This window comes from Corallococcus sp. AB030 (genome assembly GCF_003668965.1).
GTDB classification, from domain to species: Bacteria; Myxococcota; Myxococcia; order Myxococcales; family Myxococcaceae; genus Corallococcus; species Corallococcus exiguus.
The window spans coordinates 1-21739 of sequence record NZ_RAWQ01000007.1; the positions used below are offsets into that span (position 1 = coordinate 1).

22 protein-coding genes are annotated in these 21739 nt (G+C 68.6%); 5 read left to right on the top strand and 17 right to left on the bottom strand.

The genetic code is table 11. The annotated features are described in order from the left end of the window. Nucleotides 1-1566: murein biosynthesis integral membrane protein MurJ (gene murJ, locus D7Y15_RS03150; protein ID WP_233604813.1), on the bottom strand; the 1566-nt coding region annotated here is incomplete at its 3' end. A gap of 105 nt (nucleotides 1567-1671) precedes the next feature. Between murJ and D7Y15_RS03155 the strand changes: the two genes are divergently transcribed. The 5 genes from D7Y15_RS03155 to D7Y15_RS03175 all read left to right on the top strand — a co-directional run bounded on the left by D7Y15_RS03155 (nucleotide 1672) and on the right by D7Y15_RS03175 (nucleotide 7017). Further along, the gene (locus D7Y15_RS03155) at nucleotides 1672-2160 is read left to right on the top strand and encodes a ferritin family protein (protein WP_121751664.1); all 489 of its coding nucleotides are present in this window, start codon (nucleotides 1672-1674) and stop codon (nucleotides 2158-2160) included. A 63-nt stretch (nucleotides 2161-2223) separates the two neighbouring features. Continuing rightward, a complete protein-coding gene (encA, locus tag D7Y15_RS03160) occupies nucleotides 2224-3096 on the top strand; it encodes an encapsulin nanocompartment shell protein EncA (RefSeq protein WP_120576723.1) in 873 nt (290 codons plus the stop codon). 24 nt (nucleotides 3097-3120) lie between these two features. Then, nucleotides 3121-4545 carry a sigma-54 dependent transcriptional regulator gene (locus tag D7Y15_RS03165; protein WP_120576722.1) on the top strand — a complete coding sequence of 475 codons (1425 nt, stop codon included), beginning with the start codon at nucleotides 3121-3123 and terminating at the stop codon, nucleotides 4543-4545. A 75-nt stretch (nucleotides 4546-4620) separates the two neighbouring features. Further along, entirely contained in the window at nucleotides 4621-5652 is a 1032-nt protein-coding gene (locus D7Y15_RS03170) for a M23 family metallopeptidase (protein ID WP_120576721.1), read from the top strand. Nucleotides 5653-5730: 78 nt separating this feature from the next. Beyond that, on the top strand, nucleotides 5731-7017 hold the full coding sequence (locus D7Y15_RS03175) for a hypothetical protein (protein WP_121751665.1): 1287 nt from the start codon (nucleotides 5731-5733) through the stop codon (nucleotides 7015-7017). A 30-nt stretch (nucleotides 7018-7047) separates the two neighbouring features. On the opposite strand, the gene rsmI is transcribed toward D7Y15_RS03175, so the two are convergent. From rsmI to mdh, 16 genes are all read right to left on the bottom strand, one after another. Further along, nucleotides 7048-7881, bottom strand: coding sequence for a 16S rRNA (cytidine(1402)-2'-O)-methyltransferase (gene rsmI / locus D7Y15_RS03180; protein WP_121751666.1), 834 nt, complete (start codon nucleotides 7879-7881; stop codon nucleotides 7048-7050). Nucleotides 7882-7894: 13 nt separating this feature from the next. Further along, the gene (locus D7Y15_RS03185) at nucleotides 7895-8260 is read right to left on the bottom strand and encodes a YraN family protein (protein WP_121751667.1); all 366 of its coding nucleotides are present in this window, start codon (nucleotides 8258-8260) and stop codon (nucleotides 7895-7897) included. A 36-nt stretch (nucleotides 8261-8296) separates the two neighbouring features. Then, nucleotides 8297-10207, bottom strand: a complete 1911-nt coding sequence (locus D7Y15_RS45540) for an ATP-binding protein (protein ID WP_233596970.1) — start codon at nucleotides 10205-10207, stop codon at nucleotides 8297-8299. 101 nt (nucleotides 10208-10308) lie between these two features. Next, a complete protein-coding gene (gene rplS, locus D7Y15_RS03195) occupies nucleotides 10309-10707 on the bottom strand; it encodes a 50S ribosomal protein L19 (protein ID WP_120576717.1) in 399 nt (132 codons plus the stop codon). Nucleotides 10708-10826: 119 nt separating this feature from the next. Continuing rightward, complete coding sequence (trmD, locus tag D7Y15_RS03200; protein ID WP_120576716.1) at nucleotides 10827-11564, bottom strand: tRNA (guanosine(37)-N1)-methyltransferase TrmD; 738 nt, start codon at nucleotides 11562-11564, stop codon at nucleotides 10827-10829. Further along, nucleotides 11561-12112 (bottom strand): ribosome maturation factor RimM, encoded by a 552-nt coding sequence (rimM, locus tag D7Y15_RS03205; RefSeq protein ID WP_121751668.1) that lies wholly within the window; start codon nucleotides 12110-12112, stop codon nucleotides 11561-11563. The genes trmD and rimM overlap by 4 nt, the downstream gene beginning before the upstream one ends. Then, nucleotides 12109-12393, bottom strand: coding sequence for a KH domain-containing protein (locus tag D7Y15_RS03210; protein ID WP_120576714.1), 285 nt, complete (start codon nucleotides 12391-12393; stop codon nucleotides 12109-12111). Before D7Y15_RS03210 ends, rimM begins: the two co-directional genes overlap by 4 nt. Nucleotides 12394-12416: 23 nt before the next feature. Beyond that, nucleotides 12417-12677, bottom strand: coding sequence for a 30S ribosomal protein S16 (rpsP, locus tag D7Y15_RS03215; protein ID WP_014397299.1), 261 nt, complete (start codon nucleotides 12675-12677; stop codon nucleotides 12417-12419). A gap of 102 nt (nucleotides 12678-12779) precedes the next feature. Then, entirely contained in the window at nucleotides 12780-13910 is a 1131-nt protein-coding gene (gene rlmN, locus D7Y15_RS03220) for a 23S rRNA (adenine(2503)-C(2))-methyltransferase RlmN (RefSeq protein ID WP_120576713.1), read from the bottom strand. Between the two features lie 88 nt (nucleotides 13911-13998). Then, complete coding sequence (locus D7Y15_RS03225; protein WP_121751669.1) at nucleotides 13999-14814, bottom strand: siderophore-interacting protein; 816 nt, start codon at nucleotides 14812-14814, stop codon at nucleotides 13999-14001. A 150-nt stretch (nucleotides 14815-14964) separates the two neighbouring features. After that, on the bottom strand, nucleotides 14965-15390 hold the full coding sequence (gene ndk / locus D7Y15_RS03230) for a nucleoside-diphosphate kinase (protein ID WP_120576711.1): 426 nt from the start codon (nucleotides 15388-15390) through the stop codon (nucleotides 14965-14967). A 42-nt stretch (nucleotides 15391-15432) separates the two neighbouring features. Then, a complete protein-coding gene (gene sucD / locus D7Y15_RS03235; protein WP_120576710.1) occupies nucleotides 15433-16329 on the bottom strand; it encodes a succinate--CoA ligase subunit alpha in 897 nt (298 codons plus the stop codon). Nucleotides 16330-16361: 32 nt separating this feature from the next. Next, nucleotides 16362-17522: an ADP-forming succinate--CoA ligase subunit beta gene (sucC, locus tag D7Y15_RS03240; RefSeq protein WP_120576709.1), complete on the bottom strand. Its 1161-nt coding sequence runs from the start codon at nucleotides 17520-17522 to the stop codon at nucleotides 16362-16364. Nucleotides 17523-17784: 262 nt separating this feature from the next. Continuing rightward, the gene (sdhB, locus tag D7Y15_RS03245; RefSeq protein ID WP_120576708.1) at nucleotides 17785-18591 is read right to left on the bottom strand and encodes a succinate dehydrogenase iron-sulfur subunit; all 807 of its coding nucleotides are present in this window, start codon (nucleotides 18589-18591) and stop codon (nucleotides 17785-17787) included. A 95-nt stretch (nucleotides 18592-18686) separates the two neighbouring features. After that, nucleotides 18687-20564, bottom strand: coding sequence for a succinate dehydrogenase flavoprotein subunit (sdhA, locus tag D7Y15_RS03250; RefSeq protein WP_120576726.1), 1878 nt, complete (start codon nucleotides 20562-20564; stop codon nucleotides 18687-18689). Between the two features lie 229 nt (nucleotides 20565-20793). Continuing rightward, the gene (gene mdh / locus D7Y15_RS03255; protein ID WP_120576707.1) at nucleotides 20794-21735 is read right to left on the bottom strand and encodes a malate dehydrogenase; all 942 of its coding nucleotides are present in this window, start codon (nucleotides 21733-21735) and stop codon (nucleotides 20794-20796) included. Between the last annotated feature and the right edge of the window lie 4 nt (nucleotides 21736-21739).

Below are 21739 nucleotides of genomic sequence, written 5' to 3' on the forward strand. Positions count from 1 at the left end.
CTCCGCCCCCACCCCGGGCATGGGGCCCAGGAGGCTGGTGAGGCCCTGCTTGACGGCCAGGGCCACGAGCCCGCCCACCACCGCCGCGACGTACAGCCGGGGCAGCAGCCCCGAAGGCGGGCCCACGGGCCCTACGATGGAGCGCAGTTTGCGGCGCAGGAGCGTGGTCTCCACCCAGGCGACGATGCCGCTGGACAGGGTGAGGAACGCCGCGCCCAGCTCCCGGGGCAGGCCCAGCCGCTCCGGCAGCCACAGCGCCAGGAACCAGGCCTTCACGGTCCCCAGGGCCACGCGCACGATTGCGTAGCGCAGCGGCGTCTTCGGATCCTTCAGCGCGTAGAAGGCGGAGGCGTAGAGCCGGCCCACGGTGGACGCCACCAGGCCCACCGCCGCGCCCATCAGCAGGTACCAGAGGTAGCGCGAGTCCGAGGCACCGAAGCGGCCCGTCTGAAGGAGCGCGCCGCTCACCAGGTCCCCGAGGAAGAAGAGCGCGACGGCGGAGGGCACCACCCAGAAGGCGATGCGCCGCGAGCCCGCGTCGACGCGGCTTCGCAGCTTCGAGTGCGCCTGGGCATCCCCTTCCGCCGTGGCGCGCGCCATCTCCGGCAGCTCCGCGGCGGACACCGCCATGCCGAAGAGGCTCACCGGGATGAGGTAGATGGTCTGCGCGTAGAGGAGCGAGGACAGCGCGCGGTTGGAGATGAGCGACGCGAAGGCGGTGTCCACCCACGCGCTGAACTGCACCACGCCGCGCCCCAGCACCACCGGGCCGAAGTTCTTCAGCACCTGGCGCACGGAGGCGCTCGCCAGCGACACCACCGGGCGGAAGTGGCCCAGCAGGCGCATCACCGTGGGCACCTGCACCGCGAACTGGAGGAAGCTGCCCAGCACCACGCCGTAGGCCAGCCACTCCGTCACGGCTTCTTCCGCGGCGCGGCCCCCGGACGTGCCGTGCAGGCTGCCCACCACCAGCAGTGTGGCGATGATGACGACGTTCCACACCACGGGCGCCAGATAGGACAGGAGGAAGCGCCGGTGGCTGTTGAGGATGCCCAGGCACCACGCGCTCAGCACCAGGAAGCCCGTGCCCGGGAAGAGGATGCGCACCAGCCGCACGGCCAGGTCGCGCTCGCCGCCGTCGAACCCCGGCGCGATGAGGTCCACGAACAGCGGCGTGGCCAGCATGCCCAGCGCCACCATCACAGCGGTGGCCATGGCCAGCAGGCCGAACACCGCGCCCGCGACCCGGTCGGCCTCGTCCGCGTCCTTCTTGCCCAGCAGCTGGGCGTAGACGGGGATGAAGGAGCCCGACAGCACGCCTTCGCCGAAGAGGTTCTGGAGGAAGTTGGGGATGCGCAGCGCGGCCTTGAAGACGGCGGCGGCCTCCGCGTTGCCCAGGTAGTGCGCGAAGACCCGCTCGCGCACCAGGCCCATCAACCGCGACGCCAGGATTCCAATGGCCACCAGCGTCGCGCCCCGGCCTCCCGCGCTGCGTTCAGGGCTGGACGGAAGAGGGGCGGCCGGAGAGTCGGGCTGGGACTGCGGGACAGGTGCGGGGGCGGTCACGAAGAGGCGAACTCTATGTCCCCCGTTCTTCGGCATGCAGCAGGAAACCCTTCGACCGCTGTTTCACTTGACGCTCACCTCACAGGTTGCGAGGGTCCGCCCCCAATGGCCGGAAAGTCCGACACCGAGCGGTCCGACGTCGCGCGCATCCGCGCCGTCCTGGCACGCGAACTCGAGACCATCAACGAGTACGAGGCGTTCGCCGAGGACTCCTCCCTCCCAGAGGTCAAGGCCTTCTTCCTCCACCTGGCGGCGGAGGAGAAGGAGCACGTGTCCGAGGCGACCCACATGCTCCGCATGCTCGACAAGGGCCAGGACGCGCACTTCGCCAAGCCCTTCGTCCCCGGCCACTTCCAGGGCGCCATGGGGGGGGGCCCCGCGGAGCCCGCCGTGCCCGCCGCCGAACCCGCGCCCCTGGTGACGCGCGCGCCGCCCTCGGTGGGCCGCCTGGCGAACGAGCCCCTGACGTCCCTTCCGCCTCAACGCCTCATCTACGGCGTCCCCGCGCCGCCGCCTTCGGCCAACGGCCATCCGCTCACCATCGGCAGCCTGCGCCGCGGCGGTGGAAGCGGTGGCTCCAGTGGCGGTCGTTAGAACCCTTTTGTTTCCTGCCTTCTCCTCTCCCCTCCTCTGCCGCCGCTCGTGACGGAGACACCGATGCCTGACTTCCTTGGACATGCCGAGAACCCGCTGCGCGAAGAGGAGTGGGCGCGCCTCAACGAGACGGTGATCCAGGTGGCTCGCCGTTCGCTGGTGGGCCGCCGCATCCTGGACATCTACGGGCCGCTGGGCGCGGGCGTGCAGACCGTGGCCTACGACGAGTTCCAGGGCGTGTCCCCGGGCGCGGTGGACATCGTCGGGGAGCAGGAGACCGCGATGGTCTTCACCGACGTCCGCAAGTTCAAGACCATCCCCATCATCTACAAGGACTTCCTGCTGCACTGGCGGGACATCGAGGCGGCGCGCACGCACAACATGCCGCTGGACGTGTCCGCCGCCGCTGGCGCCGCCGCGCTGTGCGCGCAGCAGGAAGACGAGCTCATCTTCTACGGCGACCAGCGCCTGGGCTACGAGGGCCTGATGACGGCCAACGGCCGCCTCACCGCCACGCTGGGGGACTGGACGGCGCCGGGCGGCGGGTTCCAGACCATCGTGGAGGCCACGCGCAAGCTCAACGAGGCCGGCCACTTCGGGCCCTACGCCGTGGTGCTGTCGCCGCGCCTGTACTCGCAGCTGCACCGCATCTACGAGAAGACGGGCGTGCTGGAGATTGAAACCATCCGCCAGCTCGCGTCCGACGGCGTCTACCAGTCCAACCGCCTGCGCGGTGAGTCCGGCGTGGTGGTGTCCACGGGCCGGGAGAACATGGACCTGGCGGTGGCCATGGACATGGTCGCGGCCTACCTGGGCGCCAGCAAGATGAACCACCCGTTCCGCGTGCTGGAGTCGCTGCTGCTGCGCATCAAGCACCCGGACGCCATCTGCACGCTGGAAGGCGCCATCCCGGCCGCTCCCCCGGCGCGCCGTTAAGTCGCGGTCCCCGCGCGGAGACTCATGGCCAAGGTCCTGGTCATCGATGACGAAACGAACCTGCGCAAGGTGCTGGCCGCCCTGCTGCGCCGCGACGGGTTCGACGTCACCGTGGCGGAAAACGGCGAGCAGGGCCTGGCCGAGTTCCACAAGAACGGCGCGGACATCGTCGTCACCGACCTGGTGATGCCCAAGCTGGGCGGCATGGAGGTCCTCGCCGCCGTTCGCACCGCCAACCCGGACGTGCCGGTGATCATCATCACCGCGCACGGAACCGTGGACTCCGCGGTGGAGGCCATCAAGGCGGGCGCGTTCGACTACATCACCAAGCCCTTTGATCAGGCGGAGCTGTCCTCCGTCGTGTCCAAGGCCGCCAAGACGAACGAGAGCGCCAAGCGCTCCGTGCGCGCGGACCACAAGGCCCGGTCCGCCATCATCGGCGAGTCGCCGCAGATCCAGGACGTCTACAAGATCATCGACAAGGTCGCGGACACGCCCTCCACGGTGCTGATCACCGGGGAGAGCGGCACGGGCAAGGAGCTCATCGCCACCGCGCTGCACGGCGCGTCCAGCCGCCGCGACAAGCCGTTCATCAAGATCAACTGCGCCGCCATCCCCGCCACGCTGCTGGAGAGCGAGCTGTTCGGCTACGAGAAGGGCGCCTTCACCGGCGCCGTCACGTCCAAGCCCGGCCGCTTCGAGCTGGCCGACGAGGGCACCCTCTTCCTGGACGAGATTGGCGAGATCCCCGTCGAGATGCAGGTGAAGCTGCTGCGCGCGCTCCAGGAGGGCGAGTTCGAGCGCGTGGGCGGCATCAAGACGACGCGCGTGAACGTGCGCCTGGTGGCCGCCACCAACCGCGACCTCCAGGCGGAGATCGAAGCGGGCCGCTTCCGCAAGGACCTGTACTACCGGCTGGCCGTGGTGCCCATTGGCCTGCCCGCGCTGCGCGAGCGCCGCGGCGACATCCCGATGCTCGCCTCGCACTTCGTGGACAAGTACAACCGGCGGCTCCACAAGAAGATCGAAGGCATCGCCGACGACGCGCTCGCGCTGCTCCAGGCCTATGCGTGGCCGGGCAACATCCGCGAGTTGGAGAACCTGATTGAGCGCGTGCTGCTCTTCGCGGACGGTCCCCTCATCACCGCGAAGGACCTGCCGGAGCCGGTGCGCGGGGGAGCGGGCGTGCAGGCAGGGGCACAGGTCGCCGCCTCGCTGGGCACGCTGGACGTCCCTGTGGGCGAGGTGGGCCTCAAGGACATCGTGCGCATGAAGGCCGCGGAGCTGGAGCGGGACCTCATCGTCAAGAAGCTGGACGAGACGGGCGGCAACGTCACGCGCGCCGCGCGCCTCCTGCAGATCAGCCGCAAGTCGCTCCAGACGAAGATGAAGGAGTTCGGCCTGCGCGACACCACCCCGGACGGTCAGGACGACGGCCCGGACGAGTAGCCTGGGGGGCCGAAATATCGCCCTTTCGCCAGCGGTTTCGGCCCCCGCGTACCTTCTTACCCTCAGGGAGCCTGAATGCGGCCGAATCTTCCCACCCTCGGTGGACCACCGAAGCGCAATCCCTTCGGACCGGTGGTTGCCGTCTCCGTCATCCTCGGCGCGGCCGCGGGTGGCGTGTGGTGGTGGAAACAGCGCATGGCGGATGTCCCCATGGACGTCGCCTCGCAGACCGCGTCCGCGCTGGACGCCGGCACCGTGGCCGCGGCCCCCGTGGCCCCGCCCGCGCCCACCGACCCCGTGAAGGCCGCGGGCCTGGAGCGCGTGTCCATCCGCATCGAGGGCCCGCTGGAGACGGCGCTCGTCCAGGCCTCCGACTCCACCGTGGGCCCCGCCTTGGCGCAGGTGGTGACGCGCACGCTGGTGTGGTGGGTGCGAGTCCCCGGCGAAATCCTCCGGGGAGACACGCTGGACGTGCTCTTCCAGCGCCGCCCCAACGAGGAGCCGCTGGTGTACGCGGTGCGCTTCGTGAGCGGCAAGACGGGCCAGACGCACCGCGCCTACCGCTTCACGCCCGCGGGTGAGGTGAACTCCCGCTACTACCTGCCGGGCGGCGACGAGCTGGAGCTGCGGATGGAGAAGTCGCCCATCGACAGCTACGAGCAGATCACCTCGCTCCTGCGCGACGGCCGCGGCCACAAGGGCGTGGACTTCCGCGCCCCGGTGGGCACGACGGTCCGGGCCCCCTTCGCGGGCGTCATCAAGCGCAAGAACTGGAACTTCGGCAGCAACGGCAACTGCATCGAGCTGGTGGAAACCGGGGGCAAGGGCCGCCGCGCCCTCTTCCTGCACCTGGCGGAGCTGCCCCGCACAGTCCAGCCCGGGATGCGCGTGAACGCGGGCCAGGTCCTGGCCCAGAGCGGCAACACGGGCCACTCCTTCGCCCCCCACCTGCACTACCAGCTCATGCTGGGCGAAAACCGCGTCCTGGACCCCTTCGACCAGCACAAGACCTTCCGCGCGTCCCTGGCGGCCGCACAGAAGGGCGCCTTCGACACCGAGGTCCAGCGGCTGGATGGACTGCTGGGAACGTCGGTCGCGGGGAAGTAAAGCCCCACCCATTTCTTGACACTCCTCCGACGGCACGGCTAGCTGGCAGGCCTGAGCCGTGGTCGTCGGAGGTAGTGGATGCACAGGTTTCGTGCCGTCATCGCCGCGCTGACGCTGGGCGTGCCTTTCGCCGCCAGCGCGGCGGAGATCACTCGGATTGCTTCCTCGTTCGAGGATGATGATCCGTTCGACCTCTTCCTCGACGTGGGCTTCGAGCGCACGCAGACGCGCGCGAAGATCGTCCGCGAGCAGCTTCGCGACGGCGACGCCACCAACGTCCCGGAGGTCAACGAGCTCTGGTACAAGGGCGTGGACGCGCGGCTGAATCTCGCCGTGGCCTTCGGTCTGTGGAAGGACCTGGAGTTCAGCTTCAAGCTGCCCATCGTCTTCCAGCAGAACGAGACGTGGAACTTCGTCTCGGGAACGACCCAGGGCAACTCCACCATCACGAACAGCTGCTTCAACGCGGACGGCTCGCCCTACTCCGACGAGGGCTGCGTGGGCCGGCTGTTCCAGGTGCCCCAGGAGAGCTACCGCGGCGGCCTGGGCAACGTGCACTTCGGACTGGCGTACGCCTTCTTCAACCAGGAGAAGGACGACACCAAGCCCACGTGGATCGTCGGCATCGACTACGAGGCGCCCACCGCCAAGCAGCGCGACCCGAGCCTGGACAACACCGACCCGGACGGCGATCGCGGCAACGTGGGCGACCGCGTCCACAAGTACCAGCTCTACACGACCTTCTCGCGGAAGATGGGCGTGGCGGAGCCGTACTTCAAGGCGTCCCACACCATCCCGGTGCGCGGCCCCGGCGCCTATTCCAACTGCGACCAGTCCAGCGCCCCCCCCCCGGGTAACCTGGGTGCCCCGTACAACTGCTACCGCGAGCCGTGGACCCGCCAGGAGACGGGCATCAAGGCCCCCTCGCAGACGGCGCTCACCTTCGGCATGGAGCTGGTGCCGTTCGAGAACGCGGCGAAGTCCCAGAAGTTCACCCTGGACCTGCGGCTGCTGGGCAACTACGTGGGCCGCGGCCGGTACTACAACGAGCTGAGCTCCGCGCTGCGCAAGCTGCTCACCTCCGACGACTACCTCCAGGTGGGTGGCCAGGTGGGCATCACCGCGCGTGCAGCGGAGGCCTTCACCATCCGGGCCTCCGGCAACTTCCTCTACAACACGGACCACCTGCTCACGACCGAGGCCATTGGCCAGGACCTGAACGGCGACGGCACCGTGGACACCGCCGTGGGCTCGCCGGAGCTGAACCCCACGTTCGACTGGCGCTACGACCTGGTGTCCCGCCGCTTCCGGGCCATCCAGAGCACCACGTTCCGCTTCGACCTGGGCGCGACCTTCAGCTTCTGAAGTCCCGCCCGGAGCAGCGGTGGGCCTCCCCTACCGCTGCTTCAGCCCCAGGCCCAGCCGGTACACCTCCTGGCCGGGCCACCCCGCGCGGCGGGCCAGCTCCGTGCTCAGCGGCTTGAGCTTCTCGCCGCGAGCCAGTCCCGCTTCCAGCGCCCGGCGCAGCTCGTCCTCGCTCCAGCGCTGCTCGCCGGTGCGGCCCTCCACCAGCACCACCACCTCGCCCCGGGTCTCCTCGCCCGCGTAGCGCGTCACCAGCGCGGACAGTGACCCCCGGACGAATTCCTCGTGCAGCTTGGTCAGCTCCCGCGCCACGCACGCGCGGCGGTCGCCCCAGGCCTCCTGCAGGTCCACCAGCGTCTCCGCCAGACGGCGCGGGGACTCGTAGAGGACGCAGGTGGCGGACAAGGGGGCCACCTCGTCCAGCATGGCCCGGCGCTCCGGCCCCTTGCGCGGCAGGAAGCCCAGGAAGTGGAAGCGCCCGGTGGGCAGGCCCGAAGCGCTCAGGGCGGCCACCAGCGCCGTGGGGCCGGGCACCGGCTCCACCTTCAGGCCTCGCTCCAGCGCCTCCGCCACCAGCTTCTCGCCCGGGTCGCTGATGCCGGGACTGCCCGCGTCGGTAACGAGCGCGCAGTCCTCCCCCGCCTCGATGCGGTCCAGGATGCGTCCGGCGCGCTGCCCCTCCGCGAAGGCGGGCAGGCTCACCAGGTCCTTCCCGGTGATGCCGAAGTGGTCCAGCAGGATGCGCGAGTGCCGGGTGTCCTCGCACGCGAGGAGGCCGACGGTGCGCAGCGTCTCCAGGGCCCGGGCGGTGACGTCCCCCAGGTTCCCGATGGGCGTGGCCACGAGGTAGAGCGTTCCAGCCAAGGGACGGATTCCTTTACATGCCAGCGTCGAAGGCGGCGGGCAGGTGCTCCACCCGGGCGTGCTCGCCCTGGCCCACGACGGAGATGACGTCGAAGCGCACCATGCGCCCGTCGATGCCGTTCTGGAAGAGGTAGTGCAACGCGGCCTTCACCACGCGGCGCTGCTTGGCGAAGGACACGGTGTGCGACGGGTCTCCCCACGCAGCGGAGGAGCGCATGCGCACCTCCACGAAGCACACGAGTTCCCCTTGCTCCGCCACGATGTCCAGCTCGCCGTAGCGGCACGTCCAGTTGCGCGCTACCACCCGGAAGCCCTGCGACTCCAGCAGGCGCACGCCCTCCGCCTCCGCCACGTCGCCCACGTCCCGCCGCGTCCCCATTTCCGTCCCCGCCGCCCCTCGTGATTCCGGCGGCGGCTAGACGTTAACGGTGCCGTCCGACATCTGGCCGAAGCCCGGGTGGGCGGTGACGTGCAGGACCTGTGTGAGCGTGCCCAGGTGCTTGAGCATGCGGGCGACGAGGGGCAGCTTCGCCTCGTCCACGCCCGTCAGCACGTCGTCCAGGAGGAAGGGGCGCTTCACCCGGGCGCACGTCTTCTCCACCACCGTCAGGCGCAGCGCCAGGTAGTAGAGGTCGATGTCCTTCGGGGACAGCTCGCCCACCGGGATGCGGCTGTTCTGGGTGAGCAGGAAGGCGTTGCCCTCGCGGTCCCACTCCACGCCCTGGTAGCGCCGGTCCGTGAGCGCGGTGAGGTACTGCACGCAGCGGTCCTTCAGGAGCGCCTGCACCGACAGGATGTCGGTCGTGAGCACGTCCGCGGCCTGCGACAGCACCAGCGGGGACGGATCCTCCAGCGGATCCACTGGCACCGGCGTCTGGCCAGGAGCCGCGGCCACCTGCACCGGGGGCGCCTTCGCCAGCGCGATGGACTCCTTCAGCCGCGACAGCTCCCGCTCCACCTCGCGCAGGTCGCGCACGTAGGTGCCCTTCGCGGTCAGCTCCGCGTTGAGCGTCTCCTGCTGCGCGCGCAGCTCCTGTCCGTCGCGTATGGCGGCCTGAAACTCGGGGGAGGACTCGTACTCCTCCAGCTGCGTCTGCAGCTCTCCCAGCCGGATGCCGAGCAGATCCTTCTGCTCCAGCGCGGCGGGGATCTCCGTGTGGGACTCCAGGTTCAGGGCTTTGATGGCCATGCGCACCGGAGCATCCTCGAGCTCGAACTCGTCGAGGATCTTCTTCTGCCGTGCGTCCTTGCGGTTGTCCTTGGAGCCCTTGCGCGTGGCGTGCTGCAGGTCGTCCACGTAGCGCAGCGCCATCCACGCGGCCGTGCCGAAGGCGGGGATGTTGATCAACGCCAGGTAGCGCCACATGGGCTGCGCCGCGACGATGCCCAGGCCCACGCTCAGGCCCATGAAGAGCACGCCCGCGCCCAGGCCGCCCCAGAAGAAGCGGTTCTCGGTGAGTGGCGGCACCTTCAGCGACGCGTCTTCCTGCTCCGGCTCGCGGTCCGTTTCCAGCCGCGCCAGCGCCTCGTCCCGCCGCGCCACCGCCTTCGGATAGCGCTTCACGCGCGTGAGGATGTCCAGCGGCAACCCCATCGACTCCGGCGAGGGCGCCGCGCGCCAGGCGGCCTCCGCGCGCGAGATGGCCTCCTTGAGGCCCTCGCCACCCTTGAGCTTCGAGTCCGCCTCGAAGATGAGCGATGCCAGCTCATCCACCTTGAACTGGAGCTGATCCACCTCCTTCGCGGTGACGAGCTCCTTCTGCAGCACCTTCACCTTCGCCTCGGCGGCCGGGACGTCCTCCGCCGGCGCCACCTGGGAGGCGGCCGCCAGCGACGGCGTGGCCCCGGAGGCCTTCGCACCCGCGGCAGCGGCGGCCTTGGCCACGCTCTTGCGAGGCCGGCGCGACGGCAGCATCACCAGCTGGAGGCAGTACACCTGCTCGAAGGTGGTGCGCGGAGGCAGGCCCGCCTGGCCGCGCAGGTACTGGTTTATCTCCGACACGTCCGTGGACACGAGCTCTGGCTGGCTGGTGGCGGGATTGAGCCGGTGCAGCGATCCGGAACCTCCCAGCTCGCGCAATATCCGGTACGTCATCCCGTCCTGGCCCACGAACGTCAGCGCGGCCTTGCCGGAGCGTCCCGCCGAGCCCACCAGGCTTGAGTCCCCGCCGCGGCCATCCGCGAACAGCAGCGACAACGCCACGTTCGCCAGCGGCAACACGTCCGCCGTGGGCGGCTTGAGGATCAGATACCCGCTCTTCAGCGGGAAGCGCCCGGCGGGAGAGAACCCGCGGACGTTCTGGATGGCGACCTCGACGAAGTGCATGGCGCGCGCAGTCTAGCCCGAACGAAAAAAGGAGCGTCCAGTGAAGGACGCTCCTTGTCTCACGCGGCCGCGAAGGCCGCGAGAGGGTTTCTGCGGACCTACTAGCCCGGAGCGACGGCGGACTTGGCAGCCTTGGCGGCGAGCTTCTCCGGGTCCACCAGCACGTCCACGCGCGAGGCCTTGCCCTTCAGATCGCGGAGGTAGAACAGGCGCTTGCGGTTCACGTCGCCGCGGGTGAGGACTTCGATCTTCTCGTAGCGCGGGCTGTGGATGGGGAAGATGCGCTCCACGCCGACGCCGAAGGACATCTTGCGCACGGTGAAGGTCGCGCGGTTCGTGCCCTTGGTCTTGCGGATGACCACGCCCTCGAAGGCCTGCACGCGCTCCTTCTCGCCTTCCTTGACCTTCCAGTGGACGCGAACGGAATCACCCGTGCGGAACGCGGTGATGTCCTTGCGCAGGAACTTGTTTTCGACGTGCTCGATGAGGCTGCGGCGCATAACGGACTCCAGAAAGCGGAACTTGACGCGTAGGACGCGTGGAAAAGAGCGGGCCGTCCTAGCAGAGACCGCCGGGACGAACAAGCCTGCAACGAAGGGTTCCGCGAGAACACTGAGGGTTACAACGCTTCTTCTTCCCTGGCGAGCAGTTTCTGATCCGCTTTGCTGAACACCAGCCGCGCGAACAGGTCAGGCCGCCGCTCCTGCGTGAGCTTGATGGCCTTCCACCGGCGCCAGCGGGCGATGCGGGCGTGATCGCCGGACTGGAGGGCGGCAGGCACCTCGGCTCCCCGGAAGACAGGCGGCCGGGTGTAGTGCGGGTGCTCCAGGAGATTCTCCTCGAAGCTCTCCGCCACGGAGGACGCTTCGTTGCCCAGGACGCCCGGCACCAACCGCGCCACCGCGTCCACCACCGCCATGGCCGCGACCTCCCCGCCCGTGAGCACGAAATCGCCCAGGGACAGTTCGCCGTCCAGGAAGGGCATCACCCGCTCGTCCACGCCTTCATAGCGGCCGCAGACGAGGATCAGCCCGGCCTCGTGCCGCGCCAGCTCCCGCGCCGTGGCTTGCGTGAACGTGGGCCCCCGAGGGCTCATCAGCAGCGCCTTCGCCCCGGGCTGACGCGCCCGGGCTGCTTCGATGGCGGCCACCAGCGGCTCGGGCTTCATCACCATGCCGGCGCCGCCGCCATAGGGCGCGTCGTCGGTGACGCGGTGCTTGCCCTCGGCGTAGTCGCGCACGTCGGTGAGCGTGACGGAGATCAGCCCCTTCTCCTGGGCCTTCCCGAGGATGCTCGCGCCCAGGTAGCCGGACACCATCCCGGGGAACAGCGTGAGCAGCTCCACGCGGTAGCTCACCCGCCGTCTCCAGACTCCTCCGGCGGCCCGTCCGCCTCCAGGTACTCCGGAGGCCGGATCACGATGCGCCCCGCCGGCACGTCCACCGCCGGCACGAACTCATCCGCGAAAGGCACCACCAGCTCCGGCCGGCCCTTCGCGCGGATCACCAGGTTGGGGACTTCACCGGTGGCCCAGACCTCCTCCACCGTGCCCAGGGAGGCGCCCTGCTCGTCCACGGCGTTCAACCCCACGAGGTCGCCCTGGAAGAACTCGCCCTCCTCGGGCGGCTCCAGATCCTCGCGATAGACGAACACCTTCGCGCCCACCAATGCCTCGGCGGCCGTGCGGGACGCCACGCCCTCGAAGAACACCAGATCCTCCTTGTTGGCGGGACGGAAGGTCTCCAGGGCGTACTCGCGCTCCTCGCCGGAGCGCAGGCGCAACCAGACACGCTCGACGGTGCCGAGCGTCTCCGAGGCGGGGTCGAAGCTTCTGACCGCCACCTCGCCGCGCAGCCCGTGCGCACGGGCCACGTAGCCCAACTCCAGACAGTCCTGCGCGCTCACTGCGCGGCGTCCGGAGCGGGCGGCGCCGGGGGAGAACCCGGAGCGCGGCGATCGTCGAGTATCTCCAGGCGGACCTTCTGGCCCTGCTTCTGGGCGGCGGCGTTGATCAGCGTCCGGAGGGCGTTCACGGTGCGCCCATCACGACCGATGACCTTGCCGACGTCCTCGGGGGCGACCTTCAGCTCATAGAGCCGGCCGCCATCCGCCTCGGAGATGCGTAAGGTGACCTGGTCGGGTTGATCAACCAGGGCCTTCGCCAGATACGTGAGCAGCGGCTCCACGTCTTGTCCAGACGGGGGCGTGCTCAGGCGGTGGTCGCCGGAGCCTGCTTCTTCGCCGTCTTGATCAGGTCCGCGACCGTCTCGGAGGGCAGCGCGCCGCTCTTCAGCCAGTAGTTCAGCCGCTCCTCGTTGAACTGCACCTTCGCGGGGCTGTGGTTGGGGTCGTAGGAACCGACCTGCTCCAGGAACTTTCCGTCACGCGGACTGCGCGAGTCGGTGGCAACCACGTGGTAGTACGGCATCTTCTTGGCGCCCGCGCGGGCAAGACGGAGGACAACGGCCATGGAACGCTCCAGCGAAATCGTGTGACTTCTACGGTAACAGTGCGGAGGGCGCGCTCTTAGCGCCCTGCTGACTGGATTGTCAAGGAAGCTCGGGTGCTTATGTCACGTCGGGGCTTCCGCGGCCGTCTCGTCGCGATTGGCGAGCTGACCACAGGCCCCGGCGATGTCCCGGCCCCGGTTCTTCCGGATGTATGCCGCGACGTGAGCCTCGGCAAGGATGGCCCGGAATTCCTCGGCCCGCTGCTCGCCCGTCGTCTGGAACCCCAGGCCGGGGTTCTCGTTGTACGGGATCAGGTTCACCTTCGCCGGGATGTCGCGCAGGAGCTCCTTCAGCCGGTGCGCGTCGTCGTCGGTGTCGTTGAATCCTTTGAGCAGCACGTACTCGAAGGTGATGCGGCGGCCCTGGCGCAGGGGGAACTTGCGGCAGGCATCCAGGAGCGCCTGGATGTTCCACTTGCGGTTCACCGGCATCGTCTGGCTGCGCTGCTCGTCCGTGCTGGCGTTGAGCGAGATGGCCAGCTTGACGTCCGTCTCCTGGCCGAAGCGCTCAATCATGGGCACCAGGCCCACGGTGGAGACGGTGATGTGCCGGTGGCTGAAGTTGGGCCCCTCCTCCGACTGGAGGATGGCGAGCGCCGTCTTGAGGTTCTCGAAGTTGTGGAGCGGCTCGCCCATGCCCATGAACACCAGGTTCGTGAGCGGACGGAGCGTCTCCAGGCCCTCGTTGCGGCGCACCTCGCGGTTCACCGCGTGCACCTGGGCGACAATCTCCCCCGCCGTGAGGTTGCGCTTGAGGCCCAGCGTGCCCGTCATGCAGAACGTGCAGGCCATGGCGCAGCCCACCTGAGTGGACACGCAGAGCGTCTTGCGGTCCTCCGCCGGCATGTAGACGGACTCGATGAAGCGCCCGTCGCGCGTCTTGAAGCGGTACTTGATGGTGCCGTCGACGCTGCGCTGCTCCAGGTCCTTCACCAGCGGGACGATCTCCGCCTTGACCTTGAGCTTCTCACGCAGGACCTTGGACAGGTCCGTCATCTCCTCGAACGAGGTGGCGCCGCGCTGATGCAGCCAGCGGTAGAGCTGCGCCGCGCGGAACGGGCGCTCGCCCAGCTGCTCGCTCAGGAACAGCGCGAGCTTCTCGCGCGACAGGCTGGCCACGTCGACCAGCTTCGCGGGGGCCGACACCGGCAGGGGCTCGGTGACAGGAAGGGCTGTGGCGGTAGGCTCGGACATCGTTCAGTCGGGGCTAACGGAGGGCAATGGGGCGTGCTTCCCACAAGAAGGCACGGCAAGTCAAAGGAGTGCCCGCCCCCTCCCCTGCCTACCCCTTCGAGTCGTGGTGCTCGGCGACGCCGCGCTTCCAGTAGCCCGTCACCCGCATCCAGCTCTTGTTCAGACCGCGCTCGTTCACCAGGTGTTCCCGGATGGGCTTGAGCGACGTGGACTCGCCCGCCACGAACACGAACCCGTCCCCGGAGGGCTGCGTCCAGGCGCGCAGCGCGTCCTCCAGGTGCTTCGTGGTGCCGGCCTCCGCGCTGCCCCGGTGCAGCCAGGTGACCTTCACGTCCGCCTTGCTGGCGATGGGCTGCTCCTCCGCGGCGTCCGCGACCTCGATGAAGGTGAACGCGCGCTTGCCCGCCGGAAGCTCTTCCAGGCGCCGTGCGATGGCCGGCAGAGCGCTCTGGTCCCCCGCGAGCAGGTACCAGTCGAAGTCGTCCGCCACGTCGTGCGTGCTGCGCGGACCGCCAATGCCCATGTAGTCGCCGGGCTTAGTCTGCTGCGCCCACAGCGACGCGGGGCCCTCGCCGTGCAGCACGAAGTCGATGTCCAGCTCCCCGGCCTTCGGGTCGAAGCGGCGCGGCGTGTAGTCGCGCGACGCCGGCTTCTCCAGCCCCTCCGGCATGGACAGGCCGTGGGGCCCCACCACCGGCATGTTCGGCTTCTTCACGCCGGGCTTCGCGAAGAAGCACTTCACGTGGTCATCCGCGCCGGGGGACGTGAAGCCCTCCAGCTCCGGGCCGCCCAGCGTCACGCGCACCATGTGCGGCGACAGCCGCGTCACGCGAAGGACTTCCAGCAACCGCAACTTCACCGGGAACGGCCCACGACGGGCCACGCGCTCTGAATCGCCGCTCATGCGTGCTTCCTTGCCGATTGTGATTTTCATTATCGGTAGCAAGGACCGCCCGGCAGGGCAACCGGATACGGAGCGCGGAAAAGACGACGGCCCGGGTCCGCGCCTCGTGGGGCGTGGACACCGGGCCGCTGTCAGCAGGCTGGACGCTGCCTAGTACTTCTGGAGCTCGGTCTCGCGGAAGAAGTACGCGATCTCGTTCTTCGCGTTCTCCAGGCTGTCCGAACCGTGCACCGTGTTCGCGTCGATGCTCTGGGCGAAGTCCGCGCGGATGGTGCCCTTGTCGGCCTTCTTCGGATCCGTGGCGCCCATGAGGTCACGGTTCTTCAGGACGGCGTTCTCGCCTTCCAGGGCCATCACGACCACCGGTCCGGAGGTCATGAACGAGACCAGGTCCTTGAAGAAACCCCGGGCGCTGTGGACGGCGTAGAAGCCTTCCGCTTCCTTCTGCGACAGCTGCTGCAGACGGATGCCGACGGGCGTCAGGCCCGCCTTCTCGAACCGGGCGATGATCTCCCCGATGTGGTGGTTCTTCAGCCCGTCCGGCTTGATGATGGACAGCGTGCGCTCGATGGCCATGGTCGTTGGCTCCTCGTGTGTGTGTCGTGTGAAAGGTTCGGCTTAGCGCTTCGGGGGGCCGCGCTTGACGGCCTCCTGCAGCGTGGTGCCCAGCTCGGCGGGGCTGGCGGCCATCAGGATGCCCGCGGCCTCCATCGCCTTGATCTTCTCCCCGGCCGTGCCCTTGCCGCCGGAGATGATGGCGCCCGCGTGGCCCATGCGCTTGCCCGGGGGCGCGGACTGACCGGCGATGAAGCCGGCGATGGGCTTGGTGAACTCGCGCTTGACGTACTCGGCGCCCTCTTCCTCGGCGCTGCCGCCGATCTCACCGATCATGATGACGGCGTCCGTCTCAGGGTCGGCCTGGAAGAGCTTCAGCACGTCCACGAAGTTGGTGCCGTTGACGGGGTCGCCGCCAATGCCCACCGCGGTGGACTGGCCCAGGCCCAGCTGCGTCAGCTGGTGCACGGCCTCGTAGGTCAGCGTGCCGGAGCGGGACACCACGCCGATGCGGCCCGGCTTGTGGATGTGGCCCGGCATGATGCCGATCTTGCACTTGGCGCCGGGGGTGATGACGCCCGGGCAGTTCGGCCCGATGAGGCGCACGCCCGGCTTGCCCTGCAGGTAGCGCTTGGCGCGCACCATGTCGTTGACCGGGATGCCCTCGGTGATGGTGATGATGAGGGAGATGCCGGCGTCCGCGGCCTCCATGATGGAGTCAGCGGCGAAGGGCGGCGGCACGAAGATGACGGACGTGTTCGCGCCCGCCTGCTTCACCGCGTCGGCCACCGTGTTGAACACGGGGACCTTGCCCTCGAAGGAGGTGCCGCCCTTGCCCGGCGTGACACCGCCCACAATCTTCGTCCCGTACTCCAGCATCTGCTTGGCGTGGAACGAGCCCGCCGATCCGGTGATGCCCTGGACGAGGACCTTCGTGTTCTCGTTGACGAGGATGCTCATGGCGTTCTTTCAGGAAAGAGGGAGCGAAGGCCCTACTTGATGGCCGCCACGGCCTTCTCGGCCGCCTGGCGCAGGTTGTCCGCGGGGGTGATGGCGAGGCCCGAGTTGCGGAGCAGTTCCTTGCCCTGCTCCACGTTGGTGCCTTCCAGGCGCACGACGAGCGGGATCTTCAGCTGCACTTCCTTCGCCGCCGCGATGATGCCGTCCGCGATGACGTCACACTTCATGATGCCGCCGAAGATGTTGACGAGCACCGCCTTGACCTGCGGATCCGCGAGGATGAGCTTGAAGGCCGCCGTCACCTTCTCCTTGCTCGCGCCGCCGCCCACGTCCAGGAAGTTGGCCGGAGCGCCGCCCACCAGCTTGATGGTGTCCATGGTGGCCATGGCCAGACCCGCGCCGTTCACCATGCAGCCGATGTTGCCGTCCAGCGCGATGTAGGCCAAGTCGTGCTCCTTGGCCTGCGTCTCGCGGGGCTCCTCCTCCGCCAGGTCGCGGTACTCCAGCAGGTCCTTGTGCCGGTAGAGCGCGTTCTCGTCGAAGGTCACCTTCGCGTCGAGCGCCACCACGCCGCCGCTCTTGCGGATGACCAGCGGGTTGATCTCCACCAGGGACGCGTCCGTCTCCATGTACATCTTGTAGAGCGCGGTGCAGAACTGGACGAACTTGTTCACCGTGGGGCCCGACAGGCCCAGCCCGAAGGCCAGCTCGCGGCCCTGGAAGTCGGCGAAGCCCACCGTGGGGTCCACGACGGCGCGGAGGATCTTCTCCGGGTGCTTCTCCGCCACTTCTTCAATCTCCACGCCGCCCTCGGTGGACGCCATGAAGGTGACGCGGCTGGTGGCGCGGTCGAGCGTCACGCCCAGGTACAGCTCCTGGCCGATGTCGAGACCTTCCTCGATGTAGACCTTGTGGACCTTCTGCCCTTCCGGGCCGGTCTGGATGGTCTTGAGCATCATGCCCAGGATCTGCTGGGTGAGCGCCTTGGCCTCCGCGGGGCTCTTGGCCAGCTTCACGCCGCCGCCCTTGCCGCGGCCGCCCGCGTGGATCTGCGCCTTCACGACGACGACGGGCGTGGCGAGTTCCTTCGCCGCGGCCTCCGCCTCATCGGGAGAGAGCGCGAGGATGCCGCGCGGCGTGGGCACGCCATACTTCCGGAAGAGTTCCTTGCCCTGGTACTCGTGGATCTTCATCGAATCTCCGGGTGGGACGAGGGGAGACGAGGACAACCCCTACACGGGGCGTCAACGCGGGCCCTCATTGCGCAGAAAACGACGGATGGCAAGGCCGTTTGGCCTCCAGCGTCGCGACGGGACACAGGCGTGTGCCTCCAGGGATAACACCCGGTGTCCGGGCGAATGAGGCGACCTTCACGCAAACGGCCCCGCCCGGCGCCCCCGTGACAGGAGGCGCAGGCACGGGGCCGCGAGGAAGCCAGGTCAGCGTCCGGGAGGGTTAGCCCGGACCGGCGGAGGCCTTCTGCTCCTCTTCCTTGAAGAAGATGTCCTTGATGATCAGCTTGCTCACCTCGCGGTTCATCACCGCGATGGAGGTGGTGAGGGGGATCTCCTTCGGGCAGACCTTCACGCAGTTCTGCGCCTTGCCGCAGTCCTGGATGCCGCCGGGGCCCATGAGGGCGCGCGTGCGCTCCTCCGCGTTCAGCTTGCCCGTGGGGTGCATGTTGAACAGGCGGGCCTGGCTGATGGGCGCGGCGCCGATGAAGTCGTTGTCCAGCGTCACCTGGGGGCACGCCTCCAGGCAGCTGCCGCAGGTGATGCACGTGGACAGCACGTACATCACGGAGTGGTCCTTCTGCGACTGGCGCGGGCCGGGGCCCAGGTTGTACGTGCCGTCGACGGGGATCCACCCCTTCACGCGCTTGAGCGACTCGAACATGCGGTCGCGGTCCACGGTGAGGTCGCGCACCACCGGGAACTTCTTCATCGGCTCCAGGGTGATGGGCTGCTGGAGCTTGTCCACCAGGGCGGAGCACGCCATGCGCACCCGGCCGTTGATGTTCATGGCGCAGCTGCCGCACACCTCCTCGAGGCACGCGGAGTCCCACACCACGGGGGCCACCTTCTTGCCCTCCGCGGTGACGGGGTTGCGCTGGATCTCCATCAGGCAGGAGATGACGTTGGCGCCCTTCGCATAGGGAACCTTGAACTCTTCGAAGTGCCCGGGCTTGTTCGGGTCATCCTGCCGCCAGATGCGGAAGGCGATGGTCTTCGAGCTGACGGCGCTGGCCTGTGCGGTGTCCATGGTGCGGCTGCCCTTCCCTTCACTGCCAAATCAGGTGGCGGTGCCCGCGTGCGCCGGATGACGACGCGCGCGAGCCCGGAAAGAAAACGAACGCCTTACGCGTACCAGCGGGGCTCGGGGTCCAGCACGGGCGTGGGCAGGTCCTGGTAGGAGATCTGCGGGCCCTGGGCGGCGTAGGTGGCGATGGTCGTCTTCGCCCACTTCTCGTGGCGCTTGCGCCACAGCTCCATCCACTCCGGATCCTTGGTCGGGTCCTTCACCTTGGGCTCCGGCAGGGAGAAGTCCGGCTTGTAGTGGGCGCCGCGGCTCTCGTCGCGCAGGAGCGCGCTGGTGGCGATGACCTCGCCCAGCTCCAGCATGTTCCACACCTGGTTGGTGTACGACAGCGCGCGGTTGGCGACGACGCCCGTGTCCAGCACGTTGACGTTGTTCCAGCGCTGCTTGAGCTCGCGGACGCGCTCGATGGTCTTCTTCAGGCGGTCGTTGTAGCGGACGACGGTGCAGTTCTCCGTCATCACCTCGCCCAGCTCCTTGGCGATCTGGTACGGGTTCTCCTGCCCGTTCATCGCCTTGATGGTGGCGAAGCGGTCCTGCCAGTACTTCTTCGCGTCCGCGAAGTACTTCTCCGGCATCGCCGCGGCGCTGGTCTCCTGGCTCTTGGCGAAGGACACCATCGCCGGGCCGCCGATCATGCCGGAGTAGATGCAGGACAGGAGCGAGTTGGCGCCCAGACGGTTCGCGCCGTGGAAGGCGGAGTCCGCCTCGCCGGCCGCGTACAGGCCGGGGATGCGCGTGCTCTGGTTCACCGGGCTGCCGTCCAGCGGCGTCTGCGTGCGCGAGTCGGCCTCGAAGGAGACGTGCAGGCCGCCCATCGAGTAGTGCATGCCCGGGAAGATGACCATGGGCGTGTGGCGCGGATCATCTCCGACGAACTTCTCGTAGATCTCCATCACGCCCTTGATCTTCGCGTCGAGCGTCTTGGCCGGGATGTGCGTCACGTCCAGGTACACGCCGTCGCGCCCGCCCAGGCCCAGGCCCAGGTCGCGGCAGACCATGAAGATCTCGCGCGTCGCCACGTCGCGCGGCACCAGGTTCTTGTACTTGGGGTACTTCTCTTCCAGGAAGTACCAGCGCTCGCTCTCCGCGATGTCCCGGGGGTTGCGAGTGTCGCCCTTCTTCCGGGGCACCCAGACGCGGCCGCCCTCGCCGCGCACGGACTCGCTCATCAGGCGCAGCTTGTCCTCGCCCGGGATGGAGGTGGGGTGCACCTGGATGAACTCGCCGTTGGCGTACAGCGCGCCTTCCATGTACGCGCGGCCCGCGGCGGTGCCGGTGTTGATGATGGAGTTGGTGGAGCGCCCGAAGACGATGCCAGGGCCACCCGTGGCCAGGCACACCGCCTCCGCCGGGAAGGTGCGGATCTCCATGGTGCGCAGGTCCATGGCCACGCTGCCGATGCAGCGGCCGGACTCGTCCTTCACCGTGCCCAGCCACTCCCAGTACTCGTACTTGGTGACCTTGCCCTCCGCCTCGTAGCGGCGGACCTGCTCGTCCAGCGCGTAGAGCAGCTGCTGGCCGGTGGTGGCGCCCGCGAACGCGGTGCGGTTGTGCAGGGTGCCGCCGAAGCGGCGGAAGTCCAGCAGGCCTTCCGGCGTGCGGTTGAACGTCACGCCCATGCGGTCCAACAGGTAGATGATGCCGGGCGCCGCGTAGCACATGCCCTTCACGGACACCTGCTCCGCGAGGAAGTCGCCGCCGCGCAGCGTGTCCTTCACGTGGATGTCCGGGTGGTCGCCTTCACCCTTGGTGTTCACCGCGCCGTTGATGCCGCCCTGGGCGCAGACGGAGTGGGAACGCTTGACGGGGACGAGCGAGAGCACGTCCACCTGGTGGCCCGCCTCCGCCAGCTTGATCGTCGTCATCAGCCCGGCGAGACCGCCGCCCACCACCGTGAATCGCGCTGCTGCCGCCATCATCGTCTCCTTGACCACCGGCAGCCGGGGGGGTGCCTTCACGGGGGGCCGCTGAAGTCCTGCTTCGCGACGCTGCCCCGCTCCCGTGCCAGGTGCGAGTCCAACACGCTAGTTAACTTGGAAAAATACCGCCGCAAGGACGGTGCGCCCGGGGATAAGCCCGGATCATTCACGGCATCAGGCGGGGCCCGCCAGCAGCATTCCAGCGGGCCCGGCCGAAGACCGGGGACTACAGCTTCACGAGGTCGACGGTGCCCTTGACGGAGGTGAAGGACTTGCTCAGCTCGGCCTTCTCCGCCTCGTTCAGCTCCACCTCGATGATCTTCTCCACGCCGTTCGCGCCGATCTGGGCGGGGACGCCGAAGAAGAAGTCGCTGATGCCGTACTGGCCCTTGAGCAGGGCGGCGGCCGGCAGCACGCGCTTGCGGTCGAAGAGGAAGCTCTCCGCCATGGCGATGGAGGAGGACGCCGGGGCGAAGTAGGCGCTGCCCGTCTTGTACAGGCCCACCAGCTCCGCACCGCCCTTGCGGGTGCGGTCGATGATGGCGTCCAGCTTGTCCTTGGCGATGAGCTGGGTCAGGGGCACGCCGCCCACGGTGCTGTGACGCACGAGCGGGACCATGTCGTCGCCGTGGCCGCCGAGGACGAGTGCCTCCACGTCACGGATGGAGCAGCCGAGGGCCTCGGCCACGAAGCACTTGAAGCGGCTGGTATCCAGCACGCCCGCCATGCCCACGACCATGTTGTCCTTCAGGCCGGCGATCTTGTGGAGCGCGAACACCATCGCGTCCAGCGGGTTGGCCACGTTGATGACGAAGGCGTCCGGGGCGTGCTGCTTGATGTTGCCCGCCACGTCCTTCATGATCTTCAGGTTGACCTCGAGCAGGTCCTCGCGGGACATGCCGGGCTTCCGGGGCACGCCGGCCGTGATGATGATCACGTCCGAGCCCGCGACGTCCTTCCAGTCGGTGGAGCCGGTGACGCGGCTGTCGTAGCCGTCCACCGCGGACAGCTGGTTGATGTCCAGCGCCTTGCCCTTGACCAGACCCTCGGCCGCCGGGATGTCGTAGAGCACCACGTCGCCAAGGTTCTTCTGGACCGCCAGCAGCGCCAGGTTGCCGCCGATCTGACCGCCACCGATGAGGCCGATCTTCTTCTTCTTGTGAGCCATGGTT